This window comes from Paenibacillus sp. FSL K6-1217 (genome assembly GCF_045040735.1).
Lineage (GTDB): Bacteria > Bacillota > Bacilli > Paenibacillales > Paenibacillaceae > Paenibacillus_AQ.
The window spans coordinates 2,279,102-2,305,210 of the sequence record NZ_CP150271.1 but is presented as its reverse complement, the minus strand read 5'-3'; the positions used below and the strand labels follow the sequence as shown (position 1 = coordinate 2,305,210).

The 26,109-nt window shown below is 54.8% G+C and carries 25 protein-coding genes; 17 read left to right on the top strand and 8 right to left on the bottom strand.

Annotated features, from left to right (window positions below; genetic code table 11):
• Position 1: 1 nt before the first annotated feature.
• Together MHH28_RS10345 and MHH28_RS10340 are read right to left on the bottom strand one after the other, a co-directional pair.
• Positions 2-748, bottom strand: a complete 747-nt coding sequence (locus MHH28_RS10345; protein ID WP_405114556.1) for an RluA family pseudouridine synthase — start codon at positions 746-748, stop codon at positions 2-4.
• A 3-nt stretch (positions 749-751) separates the two neighbouring features.
• The gene (locus tag MHH28_RS10340; RefSeq protein WP_209993087.1) at positions 752-1,615 is read right to left on the bottom strand and encodes a class I SAM-dependent methyltransferase; all 864 of its coding nucleotides are present in this window, start codon (positions 1,613-1,615) and stop codon (positions 752-754) included.
• 201 nt (positions 1,616-1,816) lie between these two features.
• Between MHH28_RS10340 and MHH28_RS10335 the strand changes: the two genes are divergently transcribed.
• The 4 genes from MHH28_RS10335 to MHH28_RS10320 all read left to right on the top strand — a co-directional run bounded on the left by MHH28_RS10335 (position 1,817) and on the right by MHH28_RS10320 (position 4,553).
• Positions 1,817-2,635, top strand: coding sequence for a helix-turn-helix domain-containing protein (locus tag MHH28_RS10335; protein ID WP_405114554.1), 819 nt, complete (start codon positions 1,817-1,819; stop codon positions 2,633-2,635).
• Between the two features lie 105 nt (positions 2,636-2,740).
• Positions 2,741-3,106 (top strand): VOC family protein, encoded by a 366-nt coding sequence (locus tag MHH28_RS10330; protein ID WP_405114552.1) that lies wholly within the window; start codon positions 2,741-2,743, stop codon positions 3,104-3,106.
• A 212-nt stretch (positions 3,107-3,318) separates the two neighbouring features.
• Positions 3,319-3,771 (top strand): flavodoxin, encoded by a 453-nt coding sequence (locus MHH28_RS10325; RefSeq protein ID WP_405114550.1) that lies wholly within the window; start codon positions 3,319-3,321, stop codon positions 3,769-3,771.
• Between the two features lie 2 nt (positions 3,772-3,773).
• Positions 3,774-4,553 (top strand): hypothetical protein, encoded by a 780-nt coding sequence (locus tag MHH28_RS10320; protein WP_405114548.1) that lies wholly within the window; start codon positions 3,774-3,776, stop codon positions 4,551-4,553.
• A 162-nt stretch (positions 4,554-4,715) separates the two neighbouring features.
• Here MHH28_RS10320 and MHH28_RS10315 read toward each other — a convergent pair whose 3' ends face one another.
• On the bottom strand, positions 4,716-5,573 hold the full coding sequence (locus MHH28_RS10315) for a GNAT family N-acetyltransferase (protein ID WP_405114546.1): 858 nt from the start codon (positions 5,571-5,573) through the stop codon (positions 4,716-4,718).
• A gap of 12 nt (positions 5,574-5,585) precedes the next feature.
• Positions 5,586-5,861 carry a GNAT family N-acetyltransferase gene (locus tag MHH28_RS10310; protein WP_405114544.1) on the bottom strand — a complete coding sequence of 92 codons (276 nt, stop codon included), beginning with the start codon at positions 5,859-5,861 and terminating at the stop codon, positions 5,586-5,588.
• A gap of 351 nt (positions 5,862-6,212) precedes the next feature.
• Here MHH28_RS10310 and MHH28_RS10305 point away from each other — a divergent pair, with 351 nt between their 5' ends.
• From MHH28_RS10305 to MHH28_RS10285, 5 genes are all read left to right on the top strand, one after another.
• Positions 6,213-6,827 (top strand): 50S ribosomal protein L25, encoded by a 615-nt coding sequence (locus MHH28_RS10305; protein WP_405114541.1) that lies wholly within the window; start codon positions 6,213-6,215, stop codon positions 6,825-6,827.
• Positions 6,828-7,029: 202 nt separating this feature from the next.
• Entirely contained in the window at positions 7,030-8,367 is a 1,338-nt protein-coding gene (locus MHH28_RS10300; RefSeq protein WP_405114539.1) for a vWA domain-containing protein, read from the top strand.
• A 173-nt stretch (positions 8,368-8,540) separates the two neighbouring features.
• Positions 8,541-9,179 (top strand): DUF4004 family protein, encoded by a 639-nt coding sequence (locus tag MHH28_RS10295; protein WP_405114536.1) that lies wholly within the window; start codon positions 8,541-8,543, stop codon positions 9,177-9,179.
• A gap of 37 nt (positions 9,180-9,216) precedes the next feature.
• The gene (locus tag MHH28_RS10290) at positions 9,217-9,903 is read left to right on the top strand and encodes a hypothetical protein (RefSeq protein WP_405114534.1); all 687 of its coding nucleotides are present in this window, start codon (positions 9,217-9,219) and stop codon (positions 9,901-9,903) included.
• A complete protein-coding gene (locus MHH28_RS10285) occupies positions 9,896-10,567 on the top strand; it encodes a hypothetical protein (RefSeq protein WP_405114532.1) in 672 nt (223 codons plus the stop codon). Before MHH28_RS10290 ends, MHH28_RS10285 begins: the two co-directional genes overlap by 8 nt.
• A 2-nt stretch (positions 10,568-10,569) precedes the next feature.
• On the opposite strand, the gene MHH28_RS10280 is transcribed toward MHH28_RS10285, so the two are convergent.
• A complete protein-coding gene (locus tag MHH28_RS10280; protein WP_405114530.1) occupies positions 10,570-11,196 on the bottom strand; it encodes a GyrI-like domain-containing protein in 627 nt (208 codons plus the stop codon).
• 172 nt (positions 11,197-11,368) lie between these two features.
• On the opposite strand from MHH28_RS10280, the gene MHH28_RS10275 reads away from it, so the two are divergent.
• Complete coding sequence (locus tag MHH28_RS10275) at positions 11,369-12,244, top strand: SMP-30/gluconolactonase/LRE family protein (protein WP_405114527.1); 876 nt, start codon at positions 11,369-11,371, stop codon at positions 12,242-12,244.
• A 1,255-nt stretch (positions 12,245-13,499) separates the two neighbouring features.
• Complete coding sequence (locus MHH28_RS10270; RefSeq protein WP_405114525.1) at positions 13,500-14,918, top strand: helix-turn-helix domain-containing protein; 1,419 nt, start codon at positions 13,500-13,502, stop codon at positions 14,916-14,918.
• Positions 14,919-14,991: 73 nt separating this feature from the next.
• Here MHH28_RS10270 and MHH28_RS10265 read toward each other — a convergent pair whose 3' ends face one another.
• Positions 14,992-15,459: a MarR family winged helix-turn-helix transcriptional regulator gene (locus MHH28_RS10265; protein ID WP_405114522.1), complete on the bottom strand. Its 468-nt coding sequence runs from the start codon at positions 15,457-15,459 to the stop codon at positions 14,992-14,994.
• A 168-nt stretch (positions 15,460-15,627) separates the two neighbouring features.
• On the opposite strand from MHH28_RS10265, the gene MHH28_RS10260 reads away from it, so the two are divergent.
• The 3 genes from MHH28_RS10260 (at position 15,628) to MHH28_RS10250 (ending at position 18,675) form a co-directional block, all read left to right on the top strand.
• Positions 15,628-17,082 (top strand): MFS transporter, encoded by a 1,455-nt coding sequence (locus tag MHH28_RS10260; RefSeq protein WP_405114520.1) that lies wholly within the window; start codon positions 15,628-15,630, stop codon positions 17,080-17,082.
• Between the two features lie 154 nt (positions 17,083-17,236).
• On the top strand, positions 17,237-17,683 hold the full coding sequence (locus tag MHH28_RS10255; RefSeq protein WP_405114518.1) for a carboxymuconolactone decarboxylase family protein: 447 nt from the start codon (positions 17,237-17,239) through the stop codon (positions 17,681-17,683).
• A 29-nt stretch (positions 17,684-17,712) separates the two neighbouring features.
• The gene (locus tag MHH28_RS10250) at positions 17,713-18,675 is read left to right on the top strand and encodes a sigma-70 family RNA polymerase sigma factor (RefSeq protein WP_405116992.1); all 963 of its coding nucleotides are present in this window, start codon (positions 17,713-17,715) and stop codon (positions 18,673-18,675) included.
• 109 nt (positions 18,676-18,784) lie between these two features.
• On the opposite strand, the gene MHH28_RS10245 is transcribed toward MHH28_RS10250, so the two are convergent.
• Positions 18,785-20,143, bottom strand: coding sequence for a PFL family protein (locus MHH28_RS10245; protein ID WP_405114516.1), 1,359 nt, complete (start codon positions 20,141-20,143; stop codon positions 18,785-18,787).
• A 24-nt stretch (positions 20,144-20,167) separates the two neighbouring features.
• Entirely contained in the window at positions 20,168-20,437 is a 270-nt protein-coding gene (locus MHH28_RS10240) for an ACT domain-containing protein (protein ID WP_405114514.1), read from the bottom strand.
• Between the two features lie 233 nt (positions 20,438-20,670).
• Between MHH28_RS10240 and MHH28_RS10235 the strand changes: the two genes are divergently transcribed.
• Genes MHH28_RS10235 through MHH28_RS10225 form a run of 3 tightly spaced genes read left to right on the top strand, consistent with a single transcriptional unit; the run spans position 20,671 to position 26,001 of the window.
• Positions 20,671-22,305: a diguanylate cyclase gene (locus MHH28_RS10235; RefSeq protein WP_405114512.1), complete on the top strand. Its 1,635-nt coding sequence runs from the start codon at positions 20,671-20,673 to the stop codon at positions 22,303-22,305.
• A gap of 50 nt (positions 22,306-22,355) precedes the next feature.
• Entirely contained in the window at positions 22,356-22,727 is a 372-nt protein-coding gene (locus MHH28_RS10230; protein ID WP_405116990.1) for a response regulator transcription factor, read from the top strand.
• The gene (locus tag MHH28_RS10225; RefSeq protein ID WP_405114510.1) at positions 22,714-26,001 is read left to right on the top strand and encodes an ATP-binding protein; all 3,288 of its coding nucleotides are present in this window, start codon (positions 22,714-22,716) and stop codon (positions 25,999-26,001) included. Before MHH28_RS10230 ends, MHH28_RS10225 begins: the two co-directional genes overlap by 14 nt.
• Positions 26,002-26,109 lie beyond the last annotated feature (108 nt).

Sequence of the window (26,109 nt, the reverse complement as noted above, 5' to 3'; positions counted from 1 at the left end):
GTTAAAGGATAGCCTGCTTTTGAATATGTGGAGTCCATAGATTCCAGGGATAATCCCGGGGAGGCAGGGAGAGCAGCTCGACTTCCTCTTTGGTCACCGGATGCGGGAACCGGGTGAGTGCAGACCATAATGCAATCTGCTGTCCTGGCCGGTTCACTGCCGCGCCATACTTCTGATCCCCGTAGAGCGGACAGCCGGTATGGCTGAGCTGAACGCGGATCTGGTGGGAGCGGCCGGTCAGCAGGTCAATCCTCAGCAGCGAATAGCCTTCTGCGGTACCGATGACTGTATAATCGAGGATGGCTTGCTTGCCGCCCGGCGTACCCTCTGGGACGACCCGGACGGTATTGCTCTTGGGGTCCTTCAGCAGGGTATGCTCCAGTCTGGCCTGTGACCCCGGAAGCTGACCATGCACCACCGTAAGATAGACCTTCTGGAAGTCGTGGGTCCGCACACTCTCGGATAGCCGGGACGCAGCCTTCGACGTCTTGGCGAAGATCATCGCACCGCCTACAGGCCGGTCCAGTCGGTGAACCAGGCCCATGAAGACATTGCCCGGCTTGCCGTAGCGCTGTTTCACATCTTCCTTCAGCAGGGTCAGCAGATCCGGGTCTCCTGTAGCATCCTCCTGAACGGGAATATTCACGGGCTTCACAATCCCCAGCAGATGGTTGTCCTCATATAGAATATCGAACCGGGAGGGACTGCTGCCCGGCTCTCCTGCTGCGCCGTTATTCGTTCCGGTCATGGCTTACGCCTCCCAGCGTCCGAGAATCCCGCAAGGCAGATTCATGCCGGAGGCAGTAATCGGCAGGCCGATCTCACCGGAATTCAGCTTGCCGCCATAACGTTTGCCCATCGTCATCGACAGCATATTGCGCAGTACGGTTGGAGAGATGCCGGTCGTGTAGGAGTTAATCAGCATGAATAATGGACGGTCGCTCATAATCTCCATGCAGCTCTCCAGGAACGGATAGAGACTGGCTTCCAGCTTCCACATTTCACCGCCCGGCCCTCTTCCGTAGGACGGCGGGTCCATAATAATCGCATCATATTTGCTGCCGCGGCGCTGTTCGCGCTGGACGAATTTGAACACATCATCGGTAATGAAGCGGAGCGGCTTGTCGGCAAGACCGGACAGGGCTACATTCTCCTTCGCCCATTGAACCATCCCTTTGGCTGCATCGACATGCACTACGGATGCTCCCGCACTTGCCGCCGCAACTGTGGCTCCGCCGGTATACGCGAACAGGTTAAGAACGGAGATCGGCCGGTTAGCCGCAGCGATCTTGTCCATCATCCAGCGCCAGTTGGCCGCTTGCTCCGGGAACAGCCCCGTATGCTTGAAGTTCGTCGGGCGGAGGTGGAATTTGAGCTTGCCGTAGCTGATTTTCCAGTCCTCCGGTATCGTCTTCTTCATCTCCCACTGCCCGCCTCCGGCGGAGCTGCGATGATAATGCCCGTGCACATCCCGCCACTTGGCGCTCTCGCTGGCCAGCGGCCAGATGATCTGCGGGTCCGGCCGGCGCAGGATAATATCGCCCCAGCGTTCGAGCTTCTCCCCGCCCCCGGTGTCGATCACTTCATAGTCCTTCCAATCACTGGCTATATACATTATTGATCCATCCTTCAAAAAGTCATTTAGCCTTCATTGTACAACATTTAAGCCCGCCGCTACAAACAAAATGGTTGCAAAGCTGCGACGATTCGCAGGTGCAGCCAACAAGCAGCGGGCAGCAGGCGTTCTGGCACTTCCTTGACGGATTGTGTATGATCTGAATACAAGGGTTCAATAAGGGAAGGAGGCGGAAGCGGGATGTATAATCTATCGGTGCTGTATCATCCGATTACAGCCAATCCTGCCGGGGGCGGTGAACACCTGCCGGGCAGGCTGCTTCAGCCTTATGTCCGCTGCTTCTGGGGATCAGGAGCACAGCCCCGGCAGCCGCAGCAGACAGAGATAATCATACCTGACAGCTGTATGGACATCATATGGGAATGGGATGAGCAGACAGGGGAAGCAGGCGGCATTTTTTGCGGAATTAACGACACTCCGTTCGAGACAGGACAAGCAGCACAGCCTGTGTCCGTACAGCGATTCGCCATCCGCTTTCACTTCTGGGCCGTTCATCTGTTCGCGGACGAGCCGCTCTCGGAGGTGCTGAATGTCCATGCTCCGGTGGAGCATTATTTCCGCTCCTTCCGTCAGGAACTGGGGGACAGGCTCCAGCATATGCGTACGATGACTGAACGCATCGCTGCGGCTGAGGCCTTCCTCCTGCGAAGACTGGAGCAGGGAAGCCGCAGCAGTGACGGGATGATGAATGCAGTCCATAGGCTGCTTACATCGCGGGGAATCATGACAGCTGGTACGCTGGAGAGCAGCTCGGGCTTAAGCAGCCGCCAGCTTGAACGGCTGTTCCGGCAGCATATCGGCCTTCCGCCCAAAAAGGTGGCAGATCTTATCCGTTTCCAGAATGTCTGGCTGGACCTGTACCGTTCCCCCCAGACCAAAGGCGTCATGCAGGATATAGTCTTCAACTACGGGTATAGCCATCAGTCGCATTTGATCAACAATTTCAAGAAATTCGCGGGCAGAACACCGCTGGATGCGCTAAGCCATGCCCGGCGCTGAATGTCGTTTTTTTGCAATACAAGCCTGGCAGGCAGAAGTACAATGAACATAGACGGCTGACATCAGTCCGCTCATAACACAAGCAATGAAGGGAAGGATACCATTATGATTACAAGTTTTGACGGCATCAATCTGTACAGCAAAGACCCGGCGGCCCTGGTCGCATTCTATTCAGAGGTGCTCGGAATTCCGGTTCCATTCGAGGGCTATGGAGAAGCCGGCGGGGCCAAGATTGCCATAGACGCCAGCCAACCCGGCATCATTATATGGAATGCAGTCAAGTGGGAGAACCTTACGACCGGAACCGTTAATCTGGTATTCTCCTGCGCCAGTCTGGATGAAACATACGGGCAGCTGAAGGCGAAGGGACTGGATTGCCAGCCTCCGGCAACTATGGAGTACGGCGGTAAAGAGATGAATTTCCGTGATCCCGACGGGAACGCAATTACCCTGCTGGAAGGCGGATATTAATCGTTCTACACCTCATATTGACCATAGTATTACGGAGCAGCGTCAGTTCCGGGCAGCAGTCATGCCCTGAACTGGCGCTGCTTGTGTTATCCTGGGCATGTCTGTCCCGGGAGAGAGCAAGGCGCTTTTACATATTGACAATGATAATCATTATCAAATAGAATGTGGATATAGAGAGACCAATTCATTTCTACCCTGGGAGGATATAAGTCATGGCTAAGGTGCTTGTGGCATATGCAAGCTTAACTGGCAATACGGAGGAAATCGCTGAACTGATCGTGGAAGGAATACGCGCAGCAGGCGGAGAGGCCGTACTGAAATCGGTCACGGACTGCAATGCGGATGAGATAAAGGCTTACGGGGCTGTACTGCTGGGTGCGTACACATGGGGAGACGGCGAGCTGCCGGATGAATTCCTGGACTTCTATGAAGAGCTGGATGAGCTGGATCTCAGCTCCTGTAAGGCGGCGGCCTTCGGAAGCGGAGACTCCGGGTATGCAATATACTGCGGGGCAGTGAATCAGATTGAAGAGAAGCTGAAGGAGCGCGGGGCCGAGATCGTACAGCCCAGCCTGAAGATTGAATACGGTCCGAATGCAGCCGAGAAAGAGGCTTGCCGCACGTACGGACGCCAGTTCATCGAGACCTGCGCGGCGGTCTCTTAAGGATGGGCGCGGCGGCGGGTGCCTTCACAGGAACGAAGCCGGATGCTGAAGCCGTCCGGTACAGACGTCTGAATGATTACCGCATGGAGCATATCATGCTGGGCGGAGCGGAGGGGGCCGGCAGCGGAGCTTCCGCTACAGGGCTCCCCCGCTGGAGACAGCAGGTCCAGTATGCCGTCGGACATACACTTAATGACTTCTACAGTCTGCGGCCCGAGGTGCGCCGGGAGACACCTGTCCAGTTTCTGCTGGAACGCCGCTGGCCGCCCAAAGGAAATGCTTTTGCTTCCCTCCTGCATTACTGGGAGGTCAAGCAGGCGGTGGCCGATGAGCTGATGCGGATTGTGGCGGACAGCTTCACCGCAGAGCTTCCAGTGATGCGGTTTGAACAGTGGCATATTCCTGTCCGGGAGCTTGAGATTGAGCTGGCGGTGATTTTTCAGCTGGCCTGGAATTCGGAGCTGGCGGGGCGCAGCCTGAATATCCAGAAATTCATGGTACACGCTAACCCTCAGGTGATTACAGGATTTCTGCATATGGCGAATGTGTTCTGTCACAAGGCTTACGGGCAGCCTGCGGAGACCATCGCCATCTACTCCCTGCTGGATGGCCGCAGGCATCTGCATGACGGGGCAGGCATGCCGCTGCAGAAGTCGCTGGATTATGTGCGTCTGCTGTCCGTCTTCCTGGAACGGGAAGAGCATGCGGAGGGCTGCGCGGAATGCAGCCGCGGCCGCAGCGACCGGGATGAATCCCTGGTCCGGGGCTATGGGCTGATGTAGAGCAGAAGATGAGGACGACCCAAAAGCATCTCCTTCAGTCCCATTTGACTAGAGGAGATGCTTTTTAATTATTTAGGCAATGTATGCGAAAAACAGCATACATTGCGCTGGCAGCAGGCATATGGGCCCAAATGTATGCTTCTTTGAACACTCGTTGCCAGGCTAACTGTTCAAAGGTAAGGTGTAATAATCCTGCTGGCTCTGAATGACGAAGCCGCAGCTCTCATAGAGCTTCAGCGCATTGGGGTTATCCAGCGCAACCTCCAGATTCACTCCGTTATAATTCCGCTGCTCCCGCTCAATCGTCTGCTGAAGGGCACTGCGGCCGATGCCGAGACCGCGCAGCTTCTTGTCCACGGTAAATCCGTATATCCAGGTTTCGTTGTCCTCGGACCACAGGCGCATTTTCCCGGCGGGCTTGCCGCTGAGCTCGATGATGATATGCTCCTGGGAGACTTCCTGTTCCAGCTGTACATACATTTCAGCGGCGTCCTCTTCGGTCATCTGGAACCCGTCGCAGTCGAAGGCGATCAGCAGCGGGGTCTCCTCCGGGCGTGCAGGCCGGAGCAGCACCTTGCCGGAGGCCGAGCTGGCCTCGGAGGCTCTAACCCGGCTGTCTGCACCATCCCATTTCATCTGATACTCCGAATGGCTGAAGCTAACTGGCAAGGTCATCAAATAGGCATTACCTGAAGCTGAAGCCGCAGGGGTGTTCAGCAGCAGCGTCTTCGTCTTCCCTCTGCGGATGAGGGGCTGGGCCTGCTCCCAGAGGGAGCTGAAGATGCCCCGGCGGCGGTAGCCTGGCCGGACCATGCCGCATACCTCCATGTCACCGCCGATCCCGTACATTCCGATGAATCCGGTCAGCAGTTCCCCTTCGTAGGCTAACAGCCATTCCGCACCGCCGGCTTCCCCCGGATGCCGCAGCATATCCCAATTCAGCTTCAGCGAGATTCCTTCATACTGCTCGCAGCGCTGCTGGAGCTCTTCGATTTGTTTCAATATATCAGCCGTAATCAATGTTGCTTCCTCCTATTTCAGCACATCCCGGTACTCCGCATGCTTCTCGAATTGATGTGCCGCATACGGGCACTCCGGTACAATGTGCACGTTCTGTTCACGGGCCAGATCAACGACCGCCCGCACAAGCTTCTCTCCCGCACCCTGACCGCGCAGATCTTCGGAGACAAAGGTATGGTCAATCACCAGGTCACCTGTTGTCTGGTCTGCTTTATATGTAATCTCGGCCAGGTCCTTCCCGTCACCAGCAATATAAAAACGTCCTTCTCCCTTAGCAATCTGTTCCATGTATCTTCACTCCATTCCGGTATAGTGTTTATATTTTACTACCCTGCCCGGCAAAAAGCGAGAAACGGGGAGAAGCAATGCAGGCCATTTAGGGTCTGTTATTTAGCGTAATCATTTATAGAAATGGATTGGATTTGAAGATCAACCTATTTTGACTTGTCTATTTCCCGGTGCTATACTGATTCCACAGCAGGCAAATATGGTTAATAAGAGACTGATTAGACATAAGATCTAATTAGTCTTGTTTTTTATTGCAGCTATGCTGACACTACTTGGCGTGCTTGCCGCGGGCAGATGCCCGGCTTCTGAGCGAAGAGCGCAGCACTCAAAAAACTATTAGGAGGAAATATCATGAATACCACAGTACGCTTGACTGAAAGATCCGGATCGAATTCTTCCCAGCGCAGCAAAGGTTTTGTACCGGTTGTAGTATACGGTGCAGGTTCAGATACCCAGTCCTTTTCAGCAGAAGCTAAGACTCTTAATGACATTCTCGGCAAAAATCCGCGTGCGATCCTGAAGGTCGAATTTCCGGGCTCCGGCTCGAAGAATGCGGTTATTCAGGAAGTGCAGCGCCAGCCGTTATCCCGTACTCTGCTTCATGTAGATTTGCAGCAGATTGATATGAAGGCCGAGCTTGATACCAAGGTTGCCTTCAACTTCACCGGCGACCCTGCCGGCGTCAAGAGCGGCGGCGTTCAGCAGGTTGAGCTGTACGAGCTGGACATCCGTACCCTGCCTGATAAGCTGGAAGCTTCTTTTGATGTAGATATTAGCGGCCTTGAAATCGGCGATCAATTGCTTGTATCTGATCTGCCGAAGCATGAGGGCTGGGAGATCCTTACCCCTGAAGATACGCTGATCGTGCGGATCTCACCTCCGCTTGTGATGGAAGCGCCTGCTGATGAAGCTGCCGCCGCACCTGCGCCAGAGGAAGCAGCCGAAGCTGAGAAGTCGGAAGAATAAGATCTTCTTGGCGGCATCGACCGATCTATACATGCAAAGGACTCGCAGGCTGCCTGACATAACGGCTGTGCTGAGAGTCAACATCTGGTAATCAACCGGGAGCAGACATATCCTTATGAGGGAATGGTCTGCTCTTTTTGCAGAACGGGAACCGGCGGGTACATTCTGGAAATTCATTATGAGAGATCAGGAGAGTGCATTCATGAATCCTAATATCATCAAGCTGGTAAGCGGCTCCAATGCGAAGCTGGACGAGGCTTCAACCCAGGCAATCGTGAAGATATCCTGCAGCAGTTCTCCGGCTATTCTGGATATCAGCTGCTTCATGGTGGGCGAGAACGGCAAGGTGCCTTCCGATGATTTTTTTATCTTCTATAATCAGCCGGCTGATCCCAAGCATACGGTCGTATTCAATCCGATTGATAAATACAGCGGAGAGTTCGCCATAGATCTGCACGCGCTCCGTGATTCGGCTATTGAGAAATGCGTCTTCGCCGCTACGCTTGACGGCCCCGGAACCTTCGCCGATGTCCGGGGCTGCAGAATCAGCGCAGCCGGGAAGGATACGGAGCTGGTATATGAGATTGTGGAAGGTAATGCCGAGACCTCGCTGGTGCTGGCCGAGCTGTACCGCCACGGTGCAGGCTTCAAGCTGCGGGCAGTCGGGCGGGGCTTCCATGGCGGACTGAAGCCGCTGGCGGAAGCGCACGGCGTTGAAGTGGAAGACGAAGCGCCGCAGAGCGGCAGCGGAGCACAGGTACACGCACAAGGGATGCCGGGACATACGGAAGCAGCAGCTACATACAGCGGCCCTCCCAAGGACACAGTCCTGGAGGAGGCTCCCCGGCCTGCACTGAACTTGACGAAGATTGATCTTCTGAAGCAGCAGGTCGGAATTTCACTGCGCAAGAAGAATCTCGACCAGGAGAAGGCAAGGGTGGCGGTGGTATTCGATGCATCCGGCTCCATGTCGCATTTATATTCGATGGGAGTCGTGCAGCGGGCTTTTGAACGGGTGCTGGCTATCGCTGCACAGATGGATGATGACGGAATGCTGGATGTATGGTTCTTCGCCACCAAGAGCAAACGAATGCCGAGCGTGAATGAACACGGGTATGAGGATTATGTGAAGCGGACCTATCCGGGGCCGAAAATGTTCGGGGGACTCGGCATCGGGAACAATGAGCCGGTGGTGATGGCGGATCTGATCAAGAAGTACACGAAGGAGGAGCCGGGCAGCCTGCCGGTATATGTTGTGTTCTTCAGCGACGGCGGAATCTATGAGACGCCCAAAATATCGAAGCTGCTGATCGACAGCTCGAAGCATAATATTTTCTGGCAGTTTGTGGGGCTGGGCAATGCGGATTATGGCGTGCTCCGTGAGCTTGACGATCTGCGGGGCCGGTATTTGGATAATGCCGACTTCTTCGCGCTGGATGATCTGGACGAGGTCAGCGATGAGGACCTGTATGACCGCCTCTTCAACGAGTACCCGAAATGGCTACGTGAAGCCCGGCAGAAGGGCGTTGTACGTTCATAGAATCAGAGTACAGACAACTGACAAAACAGGGCAGATCCGAAGCCGGGTAATGGCTGGGGTCTGCCCTTGTTCTTTTTTGGGATGCAAGGTCAAGGGGAAGATGTAGCTCCATGGAGGCATGCCCGTTTACAACGTAACAGTGTTATGTTACGATGAACGCAAGGAGTGATGATATGGAAGAGGATTTAATCTCCAAGAAGGAGCTGCTCGATGAGACGGGCATTTCTTACGGGCAATTGTACCGCTGGAAGCGGAAGCAGCTGATTCCCGAGGAATGGTTCATCCGCAAATCTACCTTTACGGGACAGGAAACCTTTTTTCCGCGGGTGCGGATTTTGGGGCGGGTTCAGCATATTTTACAGAAGAAGGATGATCTGTCCCTGGATGAATTGGCGGATAAGCTGTCAGAGCCGCCATCTTTATACCGGATTGGGTTGAGCGTATCTCAGTTGAGAGAACGTAACATTGTTTCAGTAAGCAGTCTGGAGCGGTTCGGCAAGCCGGAGACAGAAGACATACCGCTTACCTTCGAGCAGATCCTTAATGTATTCGCTGCAGATGGGCTGCTCAGCAAGGGGGAACTCAGCTGGGAGGAAGCGGACCGCCTCTATCAGACGCTTGAGACGCATGCTGCGGGGTACGGGGAGAAGGGCTGGGAGCTGTTTTTTGTAAGGAAGATGGGGGTTAGCTTCTTCATTATGGCTCTGCCCGGAGCGGCGCTGGCCTTCGATGAGGGAGTACGGCTGGTGAGCAGGCTTCAGTCTGCCGATCTGGCGGAGCAACTGAATGCGCGCTTGAGTGAGCACAAGTGATAGGAGCAAGGAACAATAAAGCACAGGAGGCTGGACCATGGAGAAGAACGAACTGCCGGATCTGGTGATGGATGGAGTCAACACGGCTGCCGGAGGCCGATATCACCAAGTGAATATCAACGGCGTCAGCAAGATTAACGGAGCGCTCAGCGCGCATACCTGCAACTGTGACGGCGTCATGAAGCTGAACGGCGACCTTGCGGCGGAAGAGATGGAGATGAACGGAACCCTCAATCTGAAGGGCAATCTGCAGGTTGGTGAAATGAAGCTGAATGGAGTGGTGAATGCGGAGGGCAGTCTGCGGGGAGAGCGCTGCGTTATGGACGGTATGCTGAAGCTGAAGGGCAATTGTGAGCTGGAGGAGCTGACCGGTGAAGGGGTATTTACGGTGGGCGGACTGCTCAGTGCGGGCCGGATCGAGTTCGGGCTTCAGGGCCACTCGGAGGCGGGTGAGATTGGCGTGGAGAGTCTGGTAATCCGCAAAAAAGGCAACGCGGCCTGGGGTAAACTGCTCGGCGGAATGATTCCCAAGCTCAAAATCGAACTGCAGGCCAAGCTTATTGAAGGCGATACGCTTGATCTGGAATACACGACTGCGGATGTAGTCCGGGGCGGGACAGTCATTATCGGGCAGGGCTGCTCCATTGGACGGGTTGAATATAGCGGGGAATTGACTGTACATCCCGGTGCCCATGTAGAAAAGGAGGAGAAGACTGGTGAATGAAGCGGCAGAACGCCATGATCTGAAGATACTCGGGACGTCGAGTTCCGTAGGCGGAGTCTTTAAGGATGTGAAGGTGACGGGAGAATGTACCTTTAGGGGAGATGTCGATTGCCTGAAGCTTGCCCAGACCGGGGAGGTGGCGGTGGAAGGGGATCTGCGGGCACAGCATATCAAAATGACCGGGGAGTGTAAGGTGAAGGGCCGGGTGGACGCAGCCAGCCTGCGCGGACAGGGTCAGCTTACGGCAGGCGGCGGGCTGCGGATTGAGGAGATCAGGCTCACCGGCGGGATTATAGTTACCGGGGACTGTGAGGCAGAGCAGGTGGAGCTCACCGGAATCCTGGAGGTCAGCGGCTTGTTCAATGCGGAGAAGCTCGACCTGGTGTTATTCGGCCCCTGTAAAGCAGACACAGTCGGCGGCGGCCGCATCTCCATCAAGCGCAGCCGTTCCAGTGCGCTGCTGAGGCCTGGGATGAGCAAAAACATGAGCTTCACAGCCCGGCTGATCGAAGGGGACCGGATCGAGCTTCAGCATACGCAGGCGCAGACCGTACGGGGCGGGAGCGTGGTGATCGGCGCCGGCTGCGAGATTGAGACGGTGGAATACCGCGATTTGCTGGAGGTTCATAAGAGCTCGACCGTACGGAACACGGTGAAAATATAGCGTTAATCCTGCCGGGCGGCCTTGAACCGCAGCACGGTTCGCAGGTTCTCCGGGCGGACACGCCGGGCATCCGAGATATAGATTTCGCGGTGCAGGTGAGACTCCCGCAGCAGTCCTTGGGCGGCACAGAATTGCTCCATTCTGGCGAAGCTGTGCGGCTCATCATCATAAGGGCCGATATGCAGCATCTGCACACTGAGGCCGTCTTCGAAGCGGGTGAAGACAGCCTTATCCAGCAGCGGGTGGGGCTTGCTGCGCTTAACCTGCTCCAGCACTTCAGCGGCCAGCTCCGGGGTTACAAAATCCGGCTGCCGGATCATTATGGTGTATACCAGCTCGTCTTTGTCAAGAGCTGCCAAGCGGCGTCCGGTTTCGCTGAGATCCCATACCCCTTCCAGCGGGAAGATGGTGTAATCGTAATAGCCTTCCGGCACGGGTCCTCGTCTTGGCAGCATCTTAACTGCATAGGACAAGGAATAGAGCGCAGCAACTGCTTCTGCGAAGGCGCTGCCGTTCGGATTGCCTTCACCCCGCAGGGTGAAATAAGGGAAGGCGGGAACCTGAATCAGCCCCGGTTCGGCAGGGGGCAGGTACAGGGCCTTGTCTTGTTTTCTCCATTCGAATTTCATGCGGCTCACCTCAGTTCATAGGCTGGTATTTCCTTAAGCATATCATGCGAACCGGACAGGTGTATGTCAGGTTGGCGGCTGGAGGTGCAGCATTACAGGCGCTACATTACAGGTGCAACATTACAGGCGCAACATTACATAAGAAAGAGAACTTATTCGAGGAGGGTTTACGTTGAGCGGAACTATGGAATGCGTGGTTGCTGCGAAGGCGGCACTTGGAGAAGGTCCCTATTGGGATCACAGGAAGGGCAGATTGTATTGGATGGATGTTGACCGCAATGAATTACATCTCTATGACCCTGGCCAGGGGACGGATGATATTCATTCCTTTGAACGAAAGGTAAGTGCAGCTGTACCGGCGGAGCGCGGCGGCTGGATTCTGACGATGGAGGACGGGATCTACAGATATATGGAGCATCAGCCTGTGGAGCTTCTGGCAGCGGTGGAGACCGGAATTCCCGGCAACCGGCTAAATGATGCCAAATGTGACAGCCGTGGACGGTTGTGGTTCGGCTCGATGAACAGAAGGTTTGCCGGAAGAGACGGCAGCCTGTATGTAATGGAATCCGCTGGAGAGGTCCGGCAGGTGTTGACTGGCATCGGTATCTCCAACGGCTTAGCCTGGAACGACAGTCTGGGGGTTATGTATTACATTGACACGTTGACCAAGGGAATCGATGCGATGGATTATTCGCTGGCAGACGGATCGGTAAGCGGGCGCCGGACGGTCATCCGGTTGGCGGAAGGCGAAGGCTGGCCGGATGGGATGACGATCGACAGCGAAGGCATGCTCTGGGTTGCCCACTGGCGCGGTGGCTGTATCTCGCGGTGGAATCCCCATACAGGCGAGCGGTTGGAGAAAATTGAGGTTCCGGCGCATTATGTCACCTCCTGTGCATTCGGCGGCGAGAATCTGGACGAGCTGTACATCACTACGGCATGCGGATACATGAGTGCAGAAGAGCTGGAACGCTGGCCGCAGGCGGGCGGATTGTTCCGCATTAAGCCGGGAGTGAGGGGCCTGGAGGCTAATCGGGCGGCTTTTTAGGTGAAGGGAGGGGGCGGGCCGCTTACCCTAGTAGAGCCCCAAATTGTATGCGAAAAGCCGGACACAATTGATGCTGCATAGGTAACCGGGCCAAATGTATGCGAAAAGCCCGACCAATATAGTGTATGATTTCTTCTTACTGATCCGATCCGTACATGTTAACCTGACGCTGCACTAGTACAGCGTCAGATTTAAAAGGGTGAAGTCAGGTCTCCCCTTAGCTGGAGGACTCGATGTAACGAACGGAGGAACTCCTAATCTGGAAGGAAGTCACCTTTACCAAGTAAAGAACTCCATGGAGGATAGAATTCATTCTCTTCGTAGCGAACGCTCAGAGATAAATGTATTCTGTGCAACTAAAAACAGGGAAATGGAAGGATTTCCTCTTCTAACTGTAGTCTGTACAACTATATTTGCCCGAATGGGCGAAAAGCCAGGTATAGAACTATTTTAATTGCACGAAATACAGCTAAACAAAGATTAGGGAGCACATCCGACGATTTAGTTGTACAAACTGCAATTAAGCCTACCCCTTGACCCTTAATTGGGGCGGTAAACCCTCAGCAAGCGATTAGTTAAAGTGATTTTCACGCACGCACTGAAATCTGATGCTTACTAGTACCTTATCAGATTTAAAATAGTGAAGCAGATGCCATTCCCCTTCAAATTACATCTTTTTTCCAAGCGCTCCTTGTTCTTCAGGGGCGTTTGGCTTAGCGTAACGGACTGAGGTGCTCTTATCTGGGAAGAAAGTCGCCAATGGGGCGAGTAACGGACTCCACAGGCCTTATCCTTTGCACTTCAGCTCCGAAACGTCTCATAGCGAGACTATAGGGTCGCCTGAGTCCGTTAAGCTGCAAAAAGTGGCGTTTTCGCGGGGATAAGATCTCTCCGGTCCGTTAGATTTTGGGTGGATAGGGTTTAGCAAACTTATCCATCCTTTTTAATCTGAAGCTCTACCAGTAACTACATAGCAGAAGTGGAGTTGTTCATACGGCGGATATTCTGCCTGTGAGCAGCTCTTTTTATGTTGTATAAATCATGTAATCCGGGGACAACAGCGGCCGGAAGTCCAAATGTTCACCGCAGCGACGACCAAGCATCGAGTTCAAGCTTAGTGCATGCCTTTTTATTTTCAGAATAAACAAAATATGGTATTGTATCTATATATTGAAACGCTTCCATGAAGAACGGTGAGAAAGGCGGAATCACAGTATCAGTCTCATTATCCATATCAAAAGCAAGGAGGACCGCGATGATTAAGGCTCTAGTCGTAGATGATGAGCGGCTTATGCGCAGGGGCTTCATCTCGCTGCTGGACTGGCCATCCTTCGGTGTGGTGATTACCGGAGAGGCCGGGGACGGCAAGACGGCATTGGAGCTGATGCGCGCGCAAGAGACGGATCTGCTGTTCGTAGATATCACGATGCCGGACATGACCGGGTTCGAGCTGATCCGCCAAGTGCGGATGCGGTATCCCGCTGTCCGCTGTGTGGTGCTGACCAGCCATCAGGAATTCGACTACGTGCAGGAGGCGCTGCGGCTGGGAGCGGTTGATTATATTGTCACAACACTGCTGGAGCCGGAGAATGCCGGTGAAACCATCCGCAGGCTGGTGGAGCGAATCAGGTGGGAGGACGGGAACAGAGGTGCACCGGCAAGTGCAGCGTTGAAGGTGATGCCTACGGACAAGGCGCTGCTCTATGTGCCGCTTGTCCCGGAGCTGAACGAAGAGCAGCTATGTACGCTGTCCATGGTCCAGAACTCCACACTGCATGCTGTACAGGACATGTGGCTGTCTCCCCTGCTATACCGCGTGGATGGGGAGCGAATCGGCAAGGAGCTTGCGGCGGCTCTTGGGACAAGCTGGGCAACGGCAATGCTGGAGGGGGTGCGCGATCAGCCGCTGAAGGAGATCGCAACGGTCCTGGAACAGTCGGTCCGGCAGGCGCTGTTCTATGAGACCAGCAGCCAGGCACTCCCGAGGCTGCACTATGGTGAACTGCAGGCGCTGGCCGCGCGGCAACGGCCGGAGGCGGGCCGTTTCTCGCCGCTGGTGCAGGCGCAGAATCTCCGCTGGACGCTGGAGCGGAGAGAATGGGAACTCTTCATAGGCGGGGTTGTCTCACAGCAGCCGGGCGCGGAAGCGGTGGCGGACTTTGGACTAGAACTGCTGCGTGACTGGAGCAGACTGCTGCTAACGGAAGGGGAGGCGCAGCAGCTTGCGCTGGCGGCGGAGAGCAACCGGAGCTGGCGTCACTGGCAAGTCTGGCTGCACCAGTTCGCAGGCTATGCTCAGCGGCGGATGCTGGAGCTTGGCCTGAGCAAAGAGGTGATGCTCTGCCTGATCACCGCTGTGCGGTATATGAAGAGTCATGCCGGGCACAAAATCAATCAGGGCGATGTTGCCGCTGCCATCCATATGAGCCGCGGTTATTTCAGCCGGTGCTTCGCCCGCTTCGCCGGTGAGACGTTCGGGGACTGCCTGCGGGGCATGCGGCTGGAACTGGCGAAGTCGCTGCTGCTGGAAACCCACGACCCAGTGTGTGAAATTGCCTGCCGGTCCGGCTTCGAGGATGACCGTTATTTCAGCAGGCTGTTCCGGGAGCATGTCGGCATGCTGCCCAGCGAATACCGTGCAGAAGGGATACGCGAGCGTGGAGTGGGCGATTAGTCTCCGACACTAATTCTTCTTAGCCCCTGCCGCTAAAGTAAGCTTCAGCCTATAGATCTGCTGGAGCCCCTGGTCAGCTCTGCCCGTTCAGCCGCTCTGAGTTGCGGGTGACCTTGTGGAGCAGGTCGATCAGCGTATCCAGCTCACTCTCGGTGAGGTCCTTGGACAGCTCGCGGTTGAAATCGTCCAGCAGCGACTGGAAGACCGGGGCGAATTCGAGCGCCTGGGGGGTTGGGTACAGCAGGAAGGAGCGGCGGTCATGCGGGTCAGTCCGGCGTTCGATATATCCCGAGGTCTCCAGAAGCTTGACGGAGCGGGTGGTTGTCGCTTTATCGCATTTAATCCGGCTGGTCATCTGATCCTGGGTGATCCCCGGATGACTCAGAACCAGCTTTAAGAAGCTATGCTGGCCTCCGCTGCCTATGCCATAGGGAAGCAGCTCCTTGGCCAGTATTTTTTGGTTCTGGCGGTGGAGATGGGAGATCAGCTTCCCGATCGGTTCTCTACTGTGTTCACTAACCGGTTCTTTATCTGAAGTCACAACGGACACCTCGCTGAGGGGAATAACGGCAGCCTGTGTATGGGATGCCGTCTGCCTCAGATTTTACCGTAATATTGTTGCGCACGCAACTAATTTGCAGTACACTGTGAAGGATTAGTTTGTTGCGTGTGCAACTAGATTACATTTGAACCAAGAGGGTGTTAGTGGATGAGCAGCTTAGAGGCGACTTATCAGGAGGACGCCGCGATACAGAAGAAGCGCTGGCTGATTCTGATCGTTCTTAATTTGTTTACTTTTATGTCGACACTGGACGGAAGTATTGTGAATATTGCGCTGCCGGTGCTGGTGAAGGAGCTGGGACTGCCGGTAGCCCAGGTAGAATGGGTGACAACCGGATATCTGATGGCCATCTGTTCGGTGATTCTGTTCTTCGGGAAGCTGGGTGACATTGCCGGCAAAATCAGGATATTTAAGCTGGGCATGGTCATCTTCACGATCGGCTCCCTGCTCTGCGGATTCAGCCACAGCCTGCCGCTGCTTATTGCTTCACGCGTAGTTCAGGCGCTCGGCGCTTCGATGACCATGGCGAACAGCCAGGGGATTGTGACGGATATTTTTCCGTCTACGGAACGCGGCAAGGCCCTTGGTCTGATCGGAACCTTCGTGTCCCTCGGCAGTATAGCGGGGCCAAGTCTCGGCGGAATTATTGTATCCTCTATGGGCTGGGAGTACATTTTCTGGGTGAATGTGCCGATTGGAATTCTGGCGATTGCACTGGGCTGGAAGGTGCTGCCGAAGGATCTGGTGCGGGTGAAGTCAGGGATTGATGTTCCCGGCAGCCTCCTGTTTGCCGTGTTCATTGTCTCTCTATTCGCAGGACTTCTGCTCGGCCAGCAGCTGGGATACGGGGATACGCGGATTCTTGCAGCTCTTACGGCATCGGTGGTTACCTTCATCGTCTTCCTGATCGTGGAGCAGCGCAGCGCTGGGCCGCTGCTTCAGCTGACCCTGTTCAAGAATCCCTTGTTCTCACTGAGCATATTCTGTGCCTTTCTGGTATTCGTGTCGAACTTCTGCTTCAATATTATCGCACCGTTCTATGCGCAGAATATGCTGAACATGTCCCCCTTTGATGCAGGCTTCCTGCTCATGCTCTACCCGATCTGTATGGTGATTGTCGCTCCGCTCAGCGGGGCGTTGTCCGACAAGATCGGTTCGGAGCTGCTCACCTTTGCAGGGCTGATCGTGATGGTAGTCGCCCAGTTCGGGCTGGCCCGGCTGCATGAAGGCAGTCCGGTGATGCTGGTCGGCGTCTGGATCGCCATGCTCGGCATCGGCAGCGGGATGTTCGGCTCACCGAACAATTCGCTGATCATGTCAACGGTGCCGCGGACACAGCTTGGCTCGGCAGGCAGCGTGAATTCACTGGTCCGCAATGTGGGAATGGTTGTCGGCATTACCGTAGCCACCTCGATTCTGTTCAATGTGATGAGCAGCAAGGCCGGCTACCGGGTAACCGGGCTGGTAGAAGGACGTCCGGAGCTGTTCCTCTCAGGGATGCATGTCGTCTTCCTGACGTCGTCCGCGATCTGCCTGTTATCGGCGCTGCTGACCGGCTGGCGGCTGTTCTCCTCGCGCAGGGCCAAGAGCCTGAGCGCATAATGGAATGAACGGGCAGGGCTGCGGAATTTCGCTGTCCTGCCCTTTTTGTGTAAGATAAGATTTATAGGTATCTAGGGTTATTGTGTCACAACATCCGGCTCTGTCTTGTCTACAGTTATGAAGAGCATTATAACCATAATGGAGGCGACCTAATTTGAGTCTAAGAATGAATTATCGTGAGGTTAACGGTCCGGCGTTCCGGGCCATGATGGCGCTGGAGCAGCATGCTGGAAGCCGCAGCAAGGATAAGGTGCTGTATGAGCTGGTGAAAATACGGGTCTCCCAGATCAACGGCTGTGCGTTCTGTCTGGATATGCACGGCAAGGATCTGATGAAGCTGGGCGACTATGCCGATCACATCCTGCTGCTGAGTGTATGGCGCGAAGCGCCGTTGTTCAGTGCCAAGGAACGCGTGCTGCTGGAATTCGCCGAGCAGGTCACGCTGATTAGTGAAGCTGGCGTTCCGCTGGAGCTGTACAATAAGATGCTTACGCACTTCAGCGAAGAGGAACTGGTGGACTGGATTATGGCGATCAATACCATCAACAGCTGGAACCGGATCGCAATTACTACCGGAATGTTCCCGGGCTGCTTCGGCTAAAGAAGAGGACAGAAGGGTAAGGAAGGGAGCTGCGTGAAGTGGACAGGGGTAAAATAACTGCTCAGGCGAAGACACCTGCGGCGGAGAATCCGGGTATGGAGGAGCTGTACCAGAATTATAAAGGCTATGCCTTCTCCATTGCCTACCGGCTGCTTGGCGTAGTTGCCGATGCAGAGGATGCTGTGCAGGATATGTATGCCGAGTTGCAGCACCGAGACCGCAGCGGCATTCAGAATATCAAAGCCTATGTGGCCAAAGGGGTTACCAACCGCTGCCTCAATATGCTGAATTCTGCCCGCAGCCGCAGAGAGACATATATCGGGGAGTGGCTGCCTGAGCCGGTGAGCGAAGGATATGATGGCCCGGAAGCGGCGGCAGAACGCAAGGACCATCTGTCGTATGCTTTTCTGGTGCTGCTGGAGCGTCTGTCCCCCACGGAGCGTGCGGTATTCGTACTGCGGGAGGCCTTCGAATACGACTATGATGCGATAGCCGGAATGGTAGGCAAGTCGGCCAGCAACTGCCGGCAGATCTTCAGCCGGGCGAAGCGTGTCCTGCAGACAGAGCCGGCTTCCCGGTTACCTTCGCCCGGATATGGAGCGGTCACCGAGAAGCTGCTGGCGCGGTTCACTGCCGCGTTCACTTCCTATGATGTAGGCGGCATGCTGGAGCTGCTGGGCGAGCATCCGGTCCTGGTTGCCGACGGCGGGGGCCGCGAGGTGCATACCATTCTCCGGCCGATGACCGGCCGCCGGGGGGTTACTGCACTGCTGACCTCGAAGCGGGTTATGCATTATCTGCGGGAGTGGAAGCATTCTTACGGCCTGCTGAACGGTGAGCCGGGTCTGATCTTCACCCATCAGGGGGAGGTAAAGTGCGTGCTCTGCCTGAATACGGACCCGGGCGGGGAACGGATTCAGAATCTGTATCTCTTAATGGACCCTGCGAAGCTGTCCCATATTATAGTGCCGCCGGAGCCGCCGCCCGGCTGATGTCCGGCATTGCCAAAGACACGTTACTCTCCCTGAGCGGGAGGGCAACGTGTCTTATTGGTTGTTAGGGCTGTGGGGACATATACGGCCGGATGGCCTACACTCCCCCTTAATTCTTGAAGCTGTGAATTGGGGCAGGAATCCGTCCGCCGCGGTTGACGAAGCCCGCACAATTGAACGGGTTGACGGCCATGACGGGAGCGTATCCGAGCAAGCCGCCGAATTCGACCATTTCACCGACGTCCTTGCCGATGACCGGAATGACGCGGACCGCTGTGGTCTTGTTGTTGACCATACCGATTGCCGCTTCATCGGCAATGATGCCTGCCAGGGTCTCTTTGCTGGTGCTGCCGGGAATGGCGATCATGTCAAGACCCACCGAGCAGACACAAGTCATGGCTTCGAGCTTCTCCAGCGTCAGGGCTCCCCGCTGGACGGCCTGGATCATGCCGTGGTCTTCGCTGACCGGGATGAAGGCGCCGCTTAAGCCGCCGACATAGGAGGAGGCCATGACTCCGCCTTTTTTGACATTGTCGTTAAGGATGGCCAGTGCTGCCGTAGTGCCGGGAGCACCTGCTTCCTCCAGGCCCATGACCTGGAAGATCTCGGCGATGGAATCGCCGATCTCGGGAGTAGGAGCCAATGACAGGTCGATGATCCCGAAGGGCACATTCAGCCGCTTGGAGGCTTCCTGGGCGACCAGCTGGCCGACACGGGTAACCTTGAAGGCTGTGCGCTTGATGGTCTCGCACAAGGTTTCGAAGTCCTGTCCCTTGACCTCTTCCAGCGCCCGCTTGATTACACCCGGGCCGCTCACGCCAACATTAATTACACACTCCCGTTCGCCCACCCCGTGGAAGGCTCCGGCCATGAACGGATTATCCTCGACCGCGTTGCAGAAGACAACTAGCTTGGCACAGCCGATGGAGTCGCGATCTTTGGTGCGCTCCGCCGTCTGAAGAATGATGTCACCCATCAGCTTCACCGCGTCCATGTTGATGCCGCTGCGTGAGGAGCCGACGTTGACGGAGGAGCAGACTCTCTCGGTCACCGCCAGCGCTTCCGGGATACTGTCAATCAGAATCCGGTCGCCCTTGGTGCAGCCCTTCTGCACCAGCGCGGAATACCCGCCGATGAAGTTGACGCCCACCTCCTTGGCCGCCTTGTCCAGAATCCGTGCGACCGGAACGTAGGTATCGGTATGTACAGCCCCGGCAGCAATCGAAATCGGCGTTACGGAGATCCGTTTGTTGACAATCGGCACCCCGAATTGACGCTCCAGATCCTCACCGGTCTTGACCAGCTTCTCGGCTGAGCGGGTAATTTTGTCGTACACCTTCTGGTTGAATACCTTCATATCGGAATGGGCGCAGTCCATCAGGCTGATACCCATCGTAATGGTGCGGACATCCAGGTTCATTTCCCGGATCATTTTATTGGTCTCCTGAACTTCTACAAGTGAGATCACAGGGCTTACTCCTCTCTCTGCCGGTTAGATCCGGTGCATAATATTGAAGATATCCTCATGCTGCAGCTTGATTTCCACACCGATGTCTTCCCCTATCTGCTGAAGCTCCTCGACAATCTCCTCGAAGGACTTGCTGGGGGCAGAGATGTCCACGATCATCATCATGTTGAAATAATCCTGCACAATCGTCTGGGAGATATCCAGAATGTTCAGATTGTGCTCTGCGAGGTATGTACACACTTTGGCGATGATGCCCACCTTGTCTTTTCCAAGTACCGTAATAATCCCCTTCAATTGAAAAGCCTCCCGTTATCCATGGTCTGTAATCTTCGCTCATTGCCGCATTAACGGAATGAATGATTTTAATTATTATGTCAAATGAAGGGAAGGTTATCAACCAAAGCTTTTTTGTAGGGCCGATCAGAGATTTGAGCTTGCATTTTCATGAGGGTATAATAATATTGACACCTGATGTAAAATATGATTTATTGGAGTTTTGTACGATATGTTCGATTGAAGGAGCTATTATGACAACGAGAAAATATAAAGAGCTGGTAGAAGAGCGCACGAGAGAAACGCTGCAGAAATGGTCGGAACAGTCAGCAGTCGAGGAGAAGGAGATTTATCGTTTCCTGCATAATCTGAAGGGCACCTCGGGCACTGTGGGTCTCGATGCCGTAGAGGCTTTCTCCGGCAATGCGCTGCTCTATTTCTCGGATGATAATCATAGAAGCTGGACGGAAGCCGAGTGGGGCGATTATATCTACCCGCTGCTGGAGCTGTTCGGGGAGCCGGACAGTAAGGGCGCGGTGCCCCCGCTGACTCCGGGTATTGCATTGTCCCACGGCAATGTCCACCAGCAGTACGAGATTCTGATCATCGACGATGATGTCGAGCTGGTCGCTTTTTTGCGGGAATCGCTGGAGCGCCAATCTTATTATGTCAGCATCGCGCTGTCAGCCGGACGCGGACTGAAGCTTTTTTATGAGACCAAGCCGGATTTGATTCTCCTCGATATTCTGCTGCCGGACCGCAGCGGGATTGATGTGCTGAAGCAGATTATCGGCAAAGCCAAGAAAGAGCGGATTCCGATCATTATAATCAGTGGCGAGCATTCCATTGAAGTTCAGAAGTATGCCTATTCGCTGGGAGTTATGGATTATATCCAGAAGCCGGTGGATATTAATCTGTTCCTGGTCCTGATCAAGAACCGTTTTGAGCTGAAAAAGGAGTGGCAGGAATCGATCATTGTCGATGAGCTGACCGGGGCGTTCAACCGCAAGTACTTCAATCAGACGATGAAGCAGCTGATCTCCGATTTCAGGCGGACAGGACGGACCTTCTCCCTCGCTCTCTTGGATCTGGATCTGTTCAAGCAGGTGAACGATACGTACGGACATCTGATGGGGGACGAGGTATTGCAGAGCTTCTCGGAGCTGGTGAAGCAGTCGATCCGTACGGAGGACACCTTCTGCCGCTATGGCGGGGAGGAGTTCGCCTTGTTCATGCCCAATACGCCTGCGGAGCAGGCGCTGCTGGTGATGGAGCGGATTCAGGCGGCCTTCGCGGCCCGGGAATTTCAGGCCAAACGCGAGAGCTTCCATGTTACCTTCTCCTGCGGGGTGACCGGGGTCACCGAAGAGGTGCCGGATGCCGATACATTAGTAGAGGAAGCGGATCTGGCCCTCTATGCCAGCAAGCATAACGGCAGGAACCAGAGCACGCTGTACAGACATGAGCTGTTGCTGGGCCAGCGCGAGACGCTGCTGAATGTCATTATTGTGGATGATGACCCGCTGATCCGCAGAATAGTGACCACTCACTTCGCTGCATGGCAGCCGGGGACTACCGCCAGAGTGAAGGTCGCCAGTTATGGTGACGGCGCGTTTTTTCTGGAATCGGACTGGTATGCTCCCGAAGAGAAGTATATTATTCTGCTGGACGGCATCATGCCGGGGCTTGACGGGCTGGAGGTGCTGGAGAAGATCCGCAGCAGCTATCCTGAGGTGAACATTCTCGTGATCATGCTGACCGGCCGCAATAACCAGCGGGATATTATCCATGCCTTGCAGATGGGGGCGGATGATTATGTCATTAAGCCGTTCCATCTGCCGGAGCTGCTGACCCGTATTGAGCGTCTGGCCCACAGATTTCTGTTCTAAATGCAATGCGTCCCGGGAGGGATGATTCTGAAAGGTGAGAGTGAACTATGGTGCAAAAGGTACTGATTGTAGATGATGAAGAGGTTCTGCGCATGCTGATTGAAGATACGCTGGAGGATCTGGAGCATGTGGAGACTCATACCGCCGAGAATGGGGGCGAGGCGCTCGCCAGGCTGGGTGCAGAGCCTTACGACCTGGTCATTCTGGATTATATGATGCCCGTAATGACGGGCATTGAAGTGCTGTGCGAGCTGGATGCGGAGCTTAAGAGCCGGACGCCGATTATGATGCTGACAGCCAAGGCACAGGAGATGGACCGTAACCGGGCCAGAGAGGCGGGAGCCCGTTATTTCATGCCTAAGCCGTTCAGCCCGATGGAGCTGCTGCAGCTCGTGGAGGACATCCTGAGTGAGAAACCTTAAGCTTAAAGGCCGGAGCATCAAAACGAAATATTACCGGATTCTTCTGCTGCTGTTCGTTGCCATTATGGCCGGAGGAATCGGGCTTGTCTTCTATGTCAATGTCCAGCAGGAACAGCTCGATCAGGACCGCGATGTGCTGCAGCATAAGACTGCGACAATCAACGAGCTGGCGGCGACGCTGAATGAAGTCTTTTTCCGGGCGAGAGGTTATGTGGCTACCCAGAGTGATAATGAGCTTGCGCTGCTGAACACTGCGGTTAAGGGGCTGGACGGCATTCTGGCGCAGTATTCATCCCTGAGGCTGTCGCCTGAAGAAGTCCGTTACAGAGATGATCTTAAGGTGTTCTATGAACAGTACAAAAGCCAAACCCTGCCCGAAGTGATGCGTCTGGTGAAGAATAATGATTATGAGGGAATCAGGAGCTTGTCGCAGAGCGGCAGCACCCGGGCTGTGAATGAATTCCTGGGCTATACGAAGCAATTCAAAGCTAACTCAGATGCGCTCTTGAATCAACTGAACTCCCGCTCTATCAGGCAGGCAGATACGTTCACCTTCATTGCCTTTATGCTTAGCACCTTGCTGCTGCTGTTCTTCACCCTGCTGATCTGGCGGATGCTCAAAGATATCATCGATCCGATTGTGAAGCTGGAAGAGGCTACGAATTCTCTGGCGGCTGGCGAGGCGGTTATGCTCGGCAAGCTGCATAAGCAGGATGAGATCGGACGGCTCTATGAGGCCTTCCTGAATATGGCCCACAGTATCCAGGACAAAGAGGAAGAGCTGATGATGCAGAATGAAGAGCTGCATGCCCAGCAGGACGAGCTTCAGGATCAGCAGTTCAGGCTGGAGCGGTCGCTCAGTGAGATTGAGAGCATGATGAAGGCGCTGAATCAGACCTCTGCCGTCGGCATTCTGTCGAACAAAGGCGTGTTCACCTATGTGAACGATAATCTGAGCGTCTACACGGGATACAAGAGCTCCGAGATTATCGGATACACATACCGGCTGTTTGAGCTGCATAATATTTCAGAACCACAGGTGGAGCAAATGGTCCGCAAGCTGTCGACCGGCGGCGTGTGGAGCGGGGAGGCGGAGCTTACGGCCAAGGAGGGGGCGCCGCTCTGGCTGCAGCTGACCGTGATGCCTTATCTAAACGATGAAGGCCAGATCTACCAGTATATCCTGATTGCCAATAACATTACCTCGATGAAGAATGTGCAGCAGGAGCTGGCGGAGACGCTGAAAAGCACGGAGCAGACATCCATGATGCTGGAGCTTAACAATCAGCTGAATCATGAAATCACCTATACGCTGGACAAGCAGGAGTTCGCCGACAAATTCAACAAATTCATGAACCGTTTGTACTCGTTCGACTCCAGTCTTTTCCTGCTGGTCAAGGATAAGATAGCGGTAGTCAAGGGGGTTCCGCAGGAGAATGTTGAGCGGTATATCGGTGAGGGCAGCAAGGAAATCCTGTACCGCCTGAGCGTGGAGAAGTCGTATATGGTGAAACGGGTGGGCTCGGCCAGAGAACAGGGCATATCCGCCAAAGAGGTGTATTGTTACGACTACTATACGACCGTGGTGAACGCCGAGGACGAGATTCTGGCGGTCTTCTGCGGAACCCGCATCGGGCATCCCTTCACTGAAGAAGAGACCAGTGAAATCCAGGGAATGATGAACCGGGTCGCCTTGGCGATTGAACGCCTGTTCATGTACGAGGAGATTGAGAATGGCCGCGAGCTGAACCGGGATATTGTGAACAACGTTAATGAGGGCATCCAGTTCGTCAATACGGACGGCGTAATTCAGCACATTAACAAGGCATTGAGCCAATTGTTCAGCTATGAAGACTGGATGGAAGGCATGCTGATTCCCAAGGAGCGCTGGATGGATCACTTCACCCTCCGGGTGAATGAATCGGAAGAGCTGAAGCGTTTCTACCAGAAGGCGATGTCCGAGCACACCGTAGAATCCAGTGCGATGAAGTACTCCATCGGCAAGGAAGAGATGAAGCATGTAGATGCCTATGCCATCCCTGTCTTCCGCCGCGAGATCCGGGTGGGGACGCTGTTCGTCCACCGTGACATTACCCGCGAGTATGAGCTGGATCTGATGAAGTCGGAGCTGGTCAGCACTGTCAGCCATGAGCTGCGGACTCCGCTCTCCAGTGTGCTGGGCTTCACGGAGCTGCTGTTGTCCAAGACCATGAAGCCGGAGAAGCAGCTCAAATATCTGGAGACTATCCATAAGGAAGCCAAACGTCTGACAGAGCTGATCAACGACTTCCTGGACCTGCAGCGGATGGAGTCCGGCACACAGCTGTACAATGTGGAGAAGGTCAACCTCAGCGAGACCGTTCTGAGTGTCATAGACCAGTACAAGCTGAGCGGTACCCACCATATTCTGCTGGAGGACGAGGCGCTGAATCCCGAGGTTGAGGTAGACAAGGATAAGATTATCCAGGTGCTGACCAATCTGCTGAGTAATGCGATCAAATTCTCGCCGGGCGAGAATGAAGTTAAGGTCATGCTGCATAACGAACCGGGCTGCATTATGGTAAGGATTCAGGACCATGGGCTGGGGATTCCCCGGAATCAGATCGGGCAGCTCTTCCAGAAATTCCGCAGAGTGGACAACAGCGCCTCCAAGCGGATTGGCGGTACGGGTCTCGGCTTAGCCATCTGCAAGGAGATTATTGAGAAGTTGAAGGGAACGATCGGGATTGAATCCGTTGAAGGCGAAGGCTCGACGGTATGGTTCCGTCTTCCGCTGATGCAGGCAGAGGCCGGACACCCGGAGGAGGAACCATTCCACAGATGGAACGCCGGCAAGGAGCAGAAGCCTGATGTGATGATTGTGGAGGATGATTACAGCCTGTCACTGCTGCTCTCGGAGGAGCTGAAGGGTAAGGGCTTCCGGGTTACCCACCACTATCATCCGCAAAAAGCTTTTGACCAGGCCGTCAAAACGCCCTTCGTAGCGATCGTTGTTGATCTGATGCTGGGCGATGAGCTGGACGGCTGGGATCTGATCCGCATGCTCAAGAACGATCCCCGGACCGAGAAGGTGCCGATTGTAATCTCTTCGGCGCTGGATAAGGACGATAAGAGCATGATGGATAATGTGCAAAAATACCTGACCAAGCCCTATCCGCCAGGCGAGCTGTCGGGTACGCTGCAGGAGATTGTGGACATTCAGCTGAAGACCGGCGAGGTGCTGTTCCCGGATAACGGTGAGGCCGGGCATGGAGCGGCGCTTGGTGAGAGCTAGAGTGGGTGCTGAGTGAGTGTGAGTTAGTGCTGAGTGAGTGCTGAGTGAGTGCAGGGTGAGTGCTTAGAGAATACAGGGGTAATGCAATAATATGATGGATTATAGTTA

What these genes read in the sequence shown, in the direction of transcription:
- MHH28_RS10320 (WP_405114548.1), top strand. Translation starts at nt 3,774, where the DNA reads ATGGGCGCGGCGGCGGGTGCCTTCACAGGAACGAAGCCGGATGCTGAA.
- MHH28_RS10260 (WP_405114520.1), top strand. Translation starts at nt 15,628, where the DNA reads ATGAGCAGCTTAGAGGCGACTTATCAGGAGGACGCCGCGATACAGAAG.
- MHH28_RS10235 (WP_405114512.1), top strand. Translation starts at nt 20,671, where the DNA reads ATGACAACGAGAAAATATAAAGAGCTGGTAGAAGAGCGCACGAGAGAA.
- MHH28_RS10340 (WP_209993087.1), bottom strand. Translation starts at nt 1,615, where the DNA reads ATGTATATAGCCAGTGATTGGAAGGACTATGAAGTGATCGACACCGGG.
- MHH28_RS10290 (WP_405114534.1), top strand. Translation starts at nt 9,217, where the DNA reads ATGGAGAAGAACGAACTGCCGGATCTGGTGATGGATGGAGTCAACACG.
- MHH28_RS10295 (WP_405114536.1), top strand. Translation starts at nt 8,541, where the DNA reads ATGGAAGAGGATTTAATCTCCAAGAAGGAGCTGCTCGATGAGACGGGC.
- MHH28_RS10310 (WP_405114544.1), bottom strand. Translation starts at nt 5,861, where the DNA reads ATGGAACAGATTGCTAAGGGAGAAGGACGTTTTTATATTGCTGGTGAC.
- MHH28_RS10335 (WP_405114554.1), top strand. Translation starts at nt 1,817, where the DNA reads ATGTATAATCTATCGGTGCTGTATCATCCGATTACAGCCAATCCTGCC.
- MHH28_RS10300 (WP_405114539.1), top strand. Translation starts at nt 7,030, where the DNA reads ATGAATCCTAATATCATCAAGCTGGTAAGCGGCTCCAATGCGAAGCTG.
- MHH28_RS10345 (WP_405114556.1), bottom strand. Translation starts at nt 748, where the DNA reads ATGACCGGAACGAATAACGGCGCAGCAGGAGAGCCGGGCAGCAGTCCC.
- MHH28_RS10270 (WP_405114525.1), top strand. Translation starts at nt 13,500, where the DNA reads ATGATTAAGGCTCTAGTCGTAGATGATGAGCGGCTTATGCGCAGGGGC.
- MHH28_RS10280 (WP_405114530.1), bottom strand. Translation starts at nt 11,196, where the DNA reads ATGAAATTCGAATGGAGAAAACAAGACAAGGCCCTGTACCTGCCCCCT.
- MHH28_RS10305 (WP_405114541.1), top strand. Translation starts at nt 6,213, where the DNA reads ATGAATACCACAGTACGCTTGACTGAAAGATCCGGATCGAATTCTTCC.
- MHH28_RS10330 (WP_405114552.1), top strand. Translation starts at nt 2,741, where the DNA reads ATGATTACAAGTTTTGACGGCATCAATCTGTACAGCAAAGACCCGGCG.
- MHH28_RS10325 (WP_405114550.1), top strand. Translation starts at nt 3,319, where the DNA reads ATGGCTAAGGTGCTTGTGGCATATGCAAGCTTAACTGGCAATACGGAG.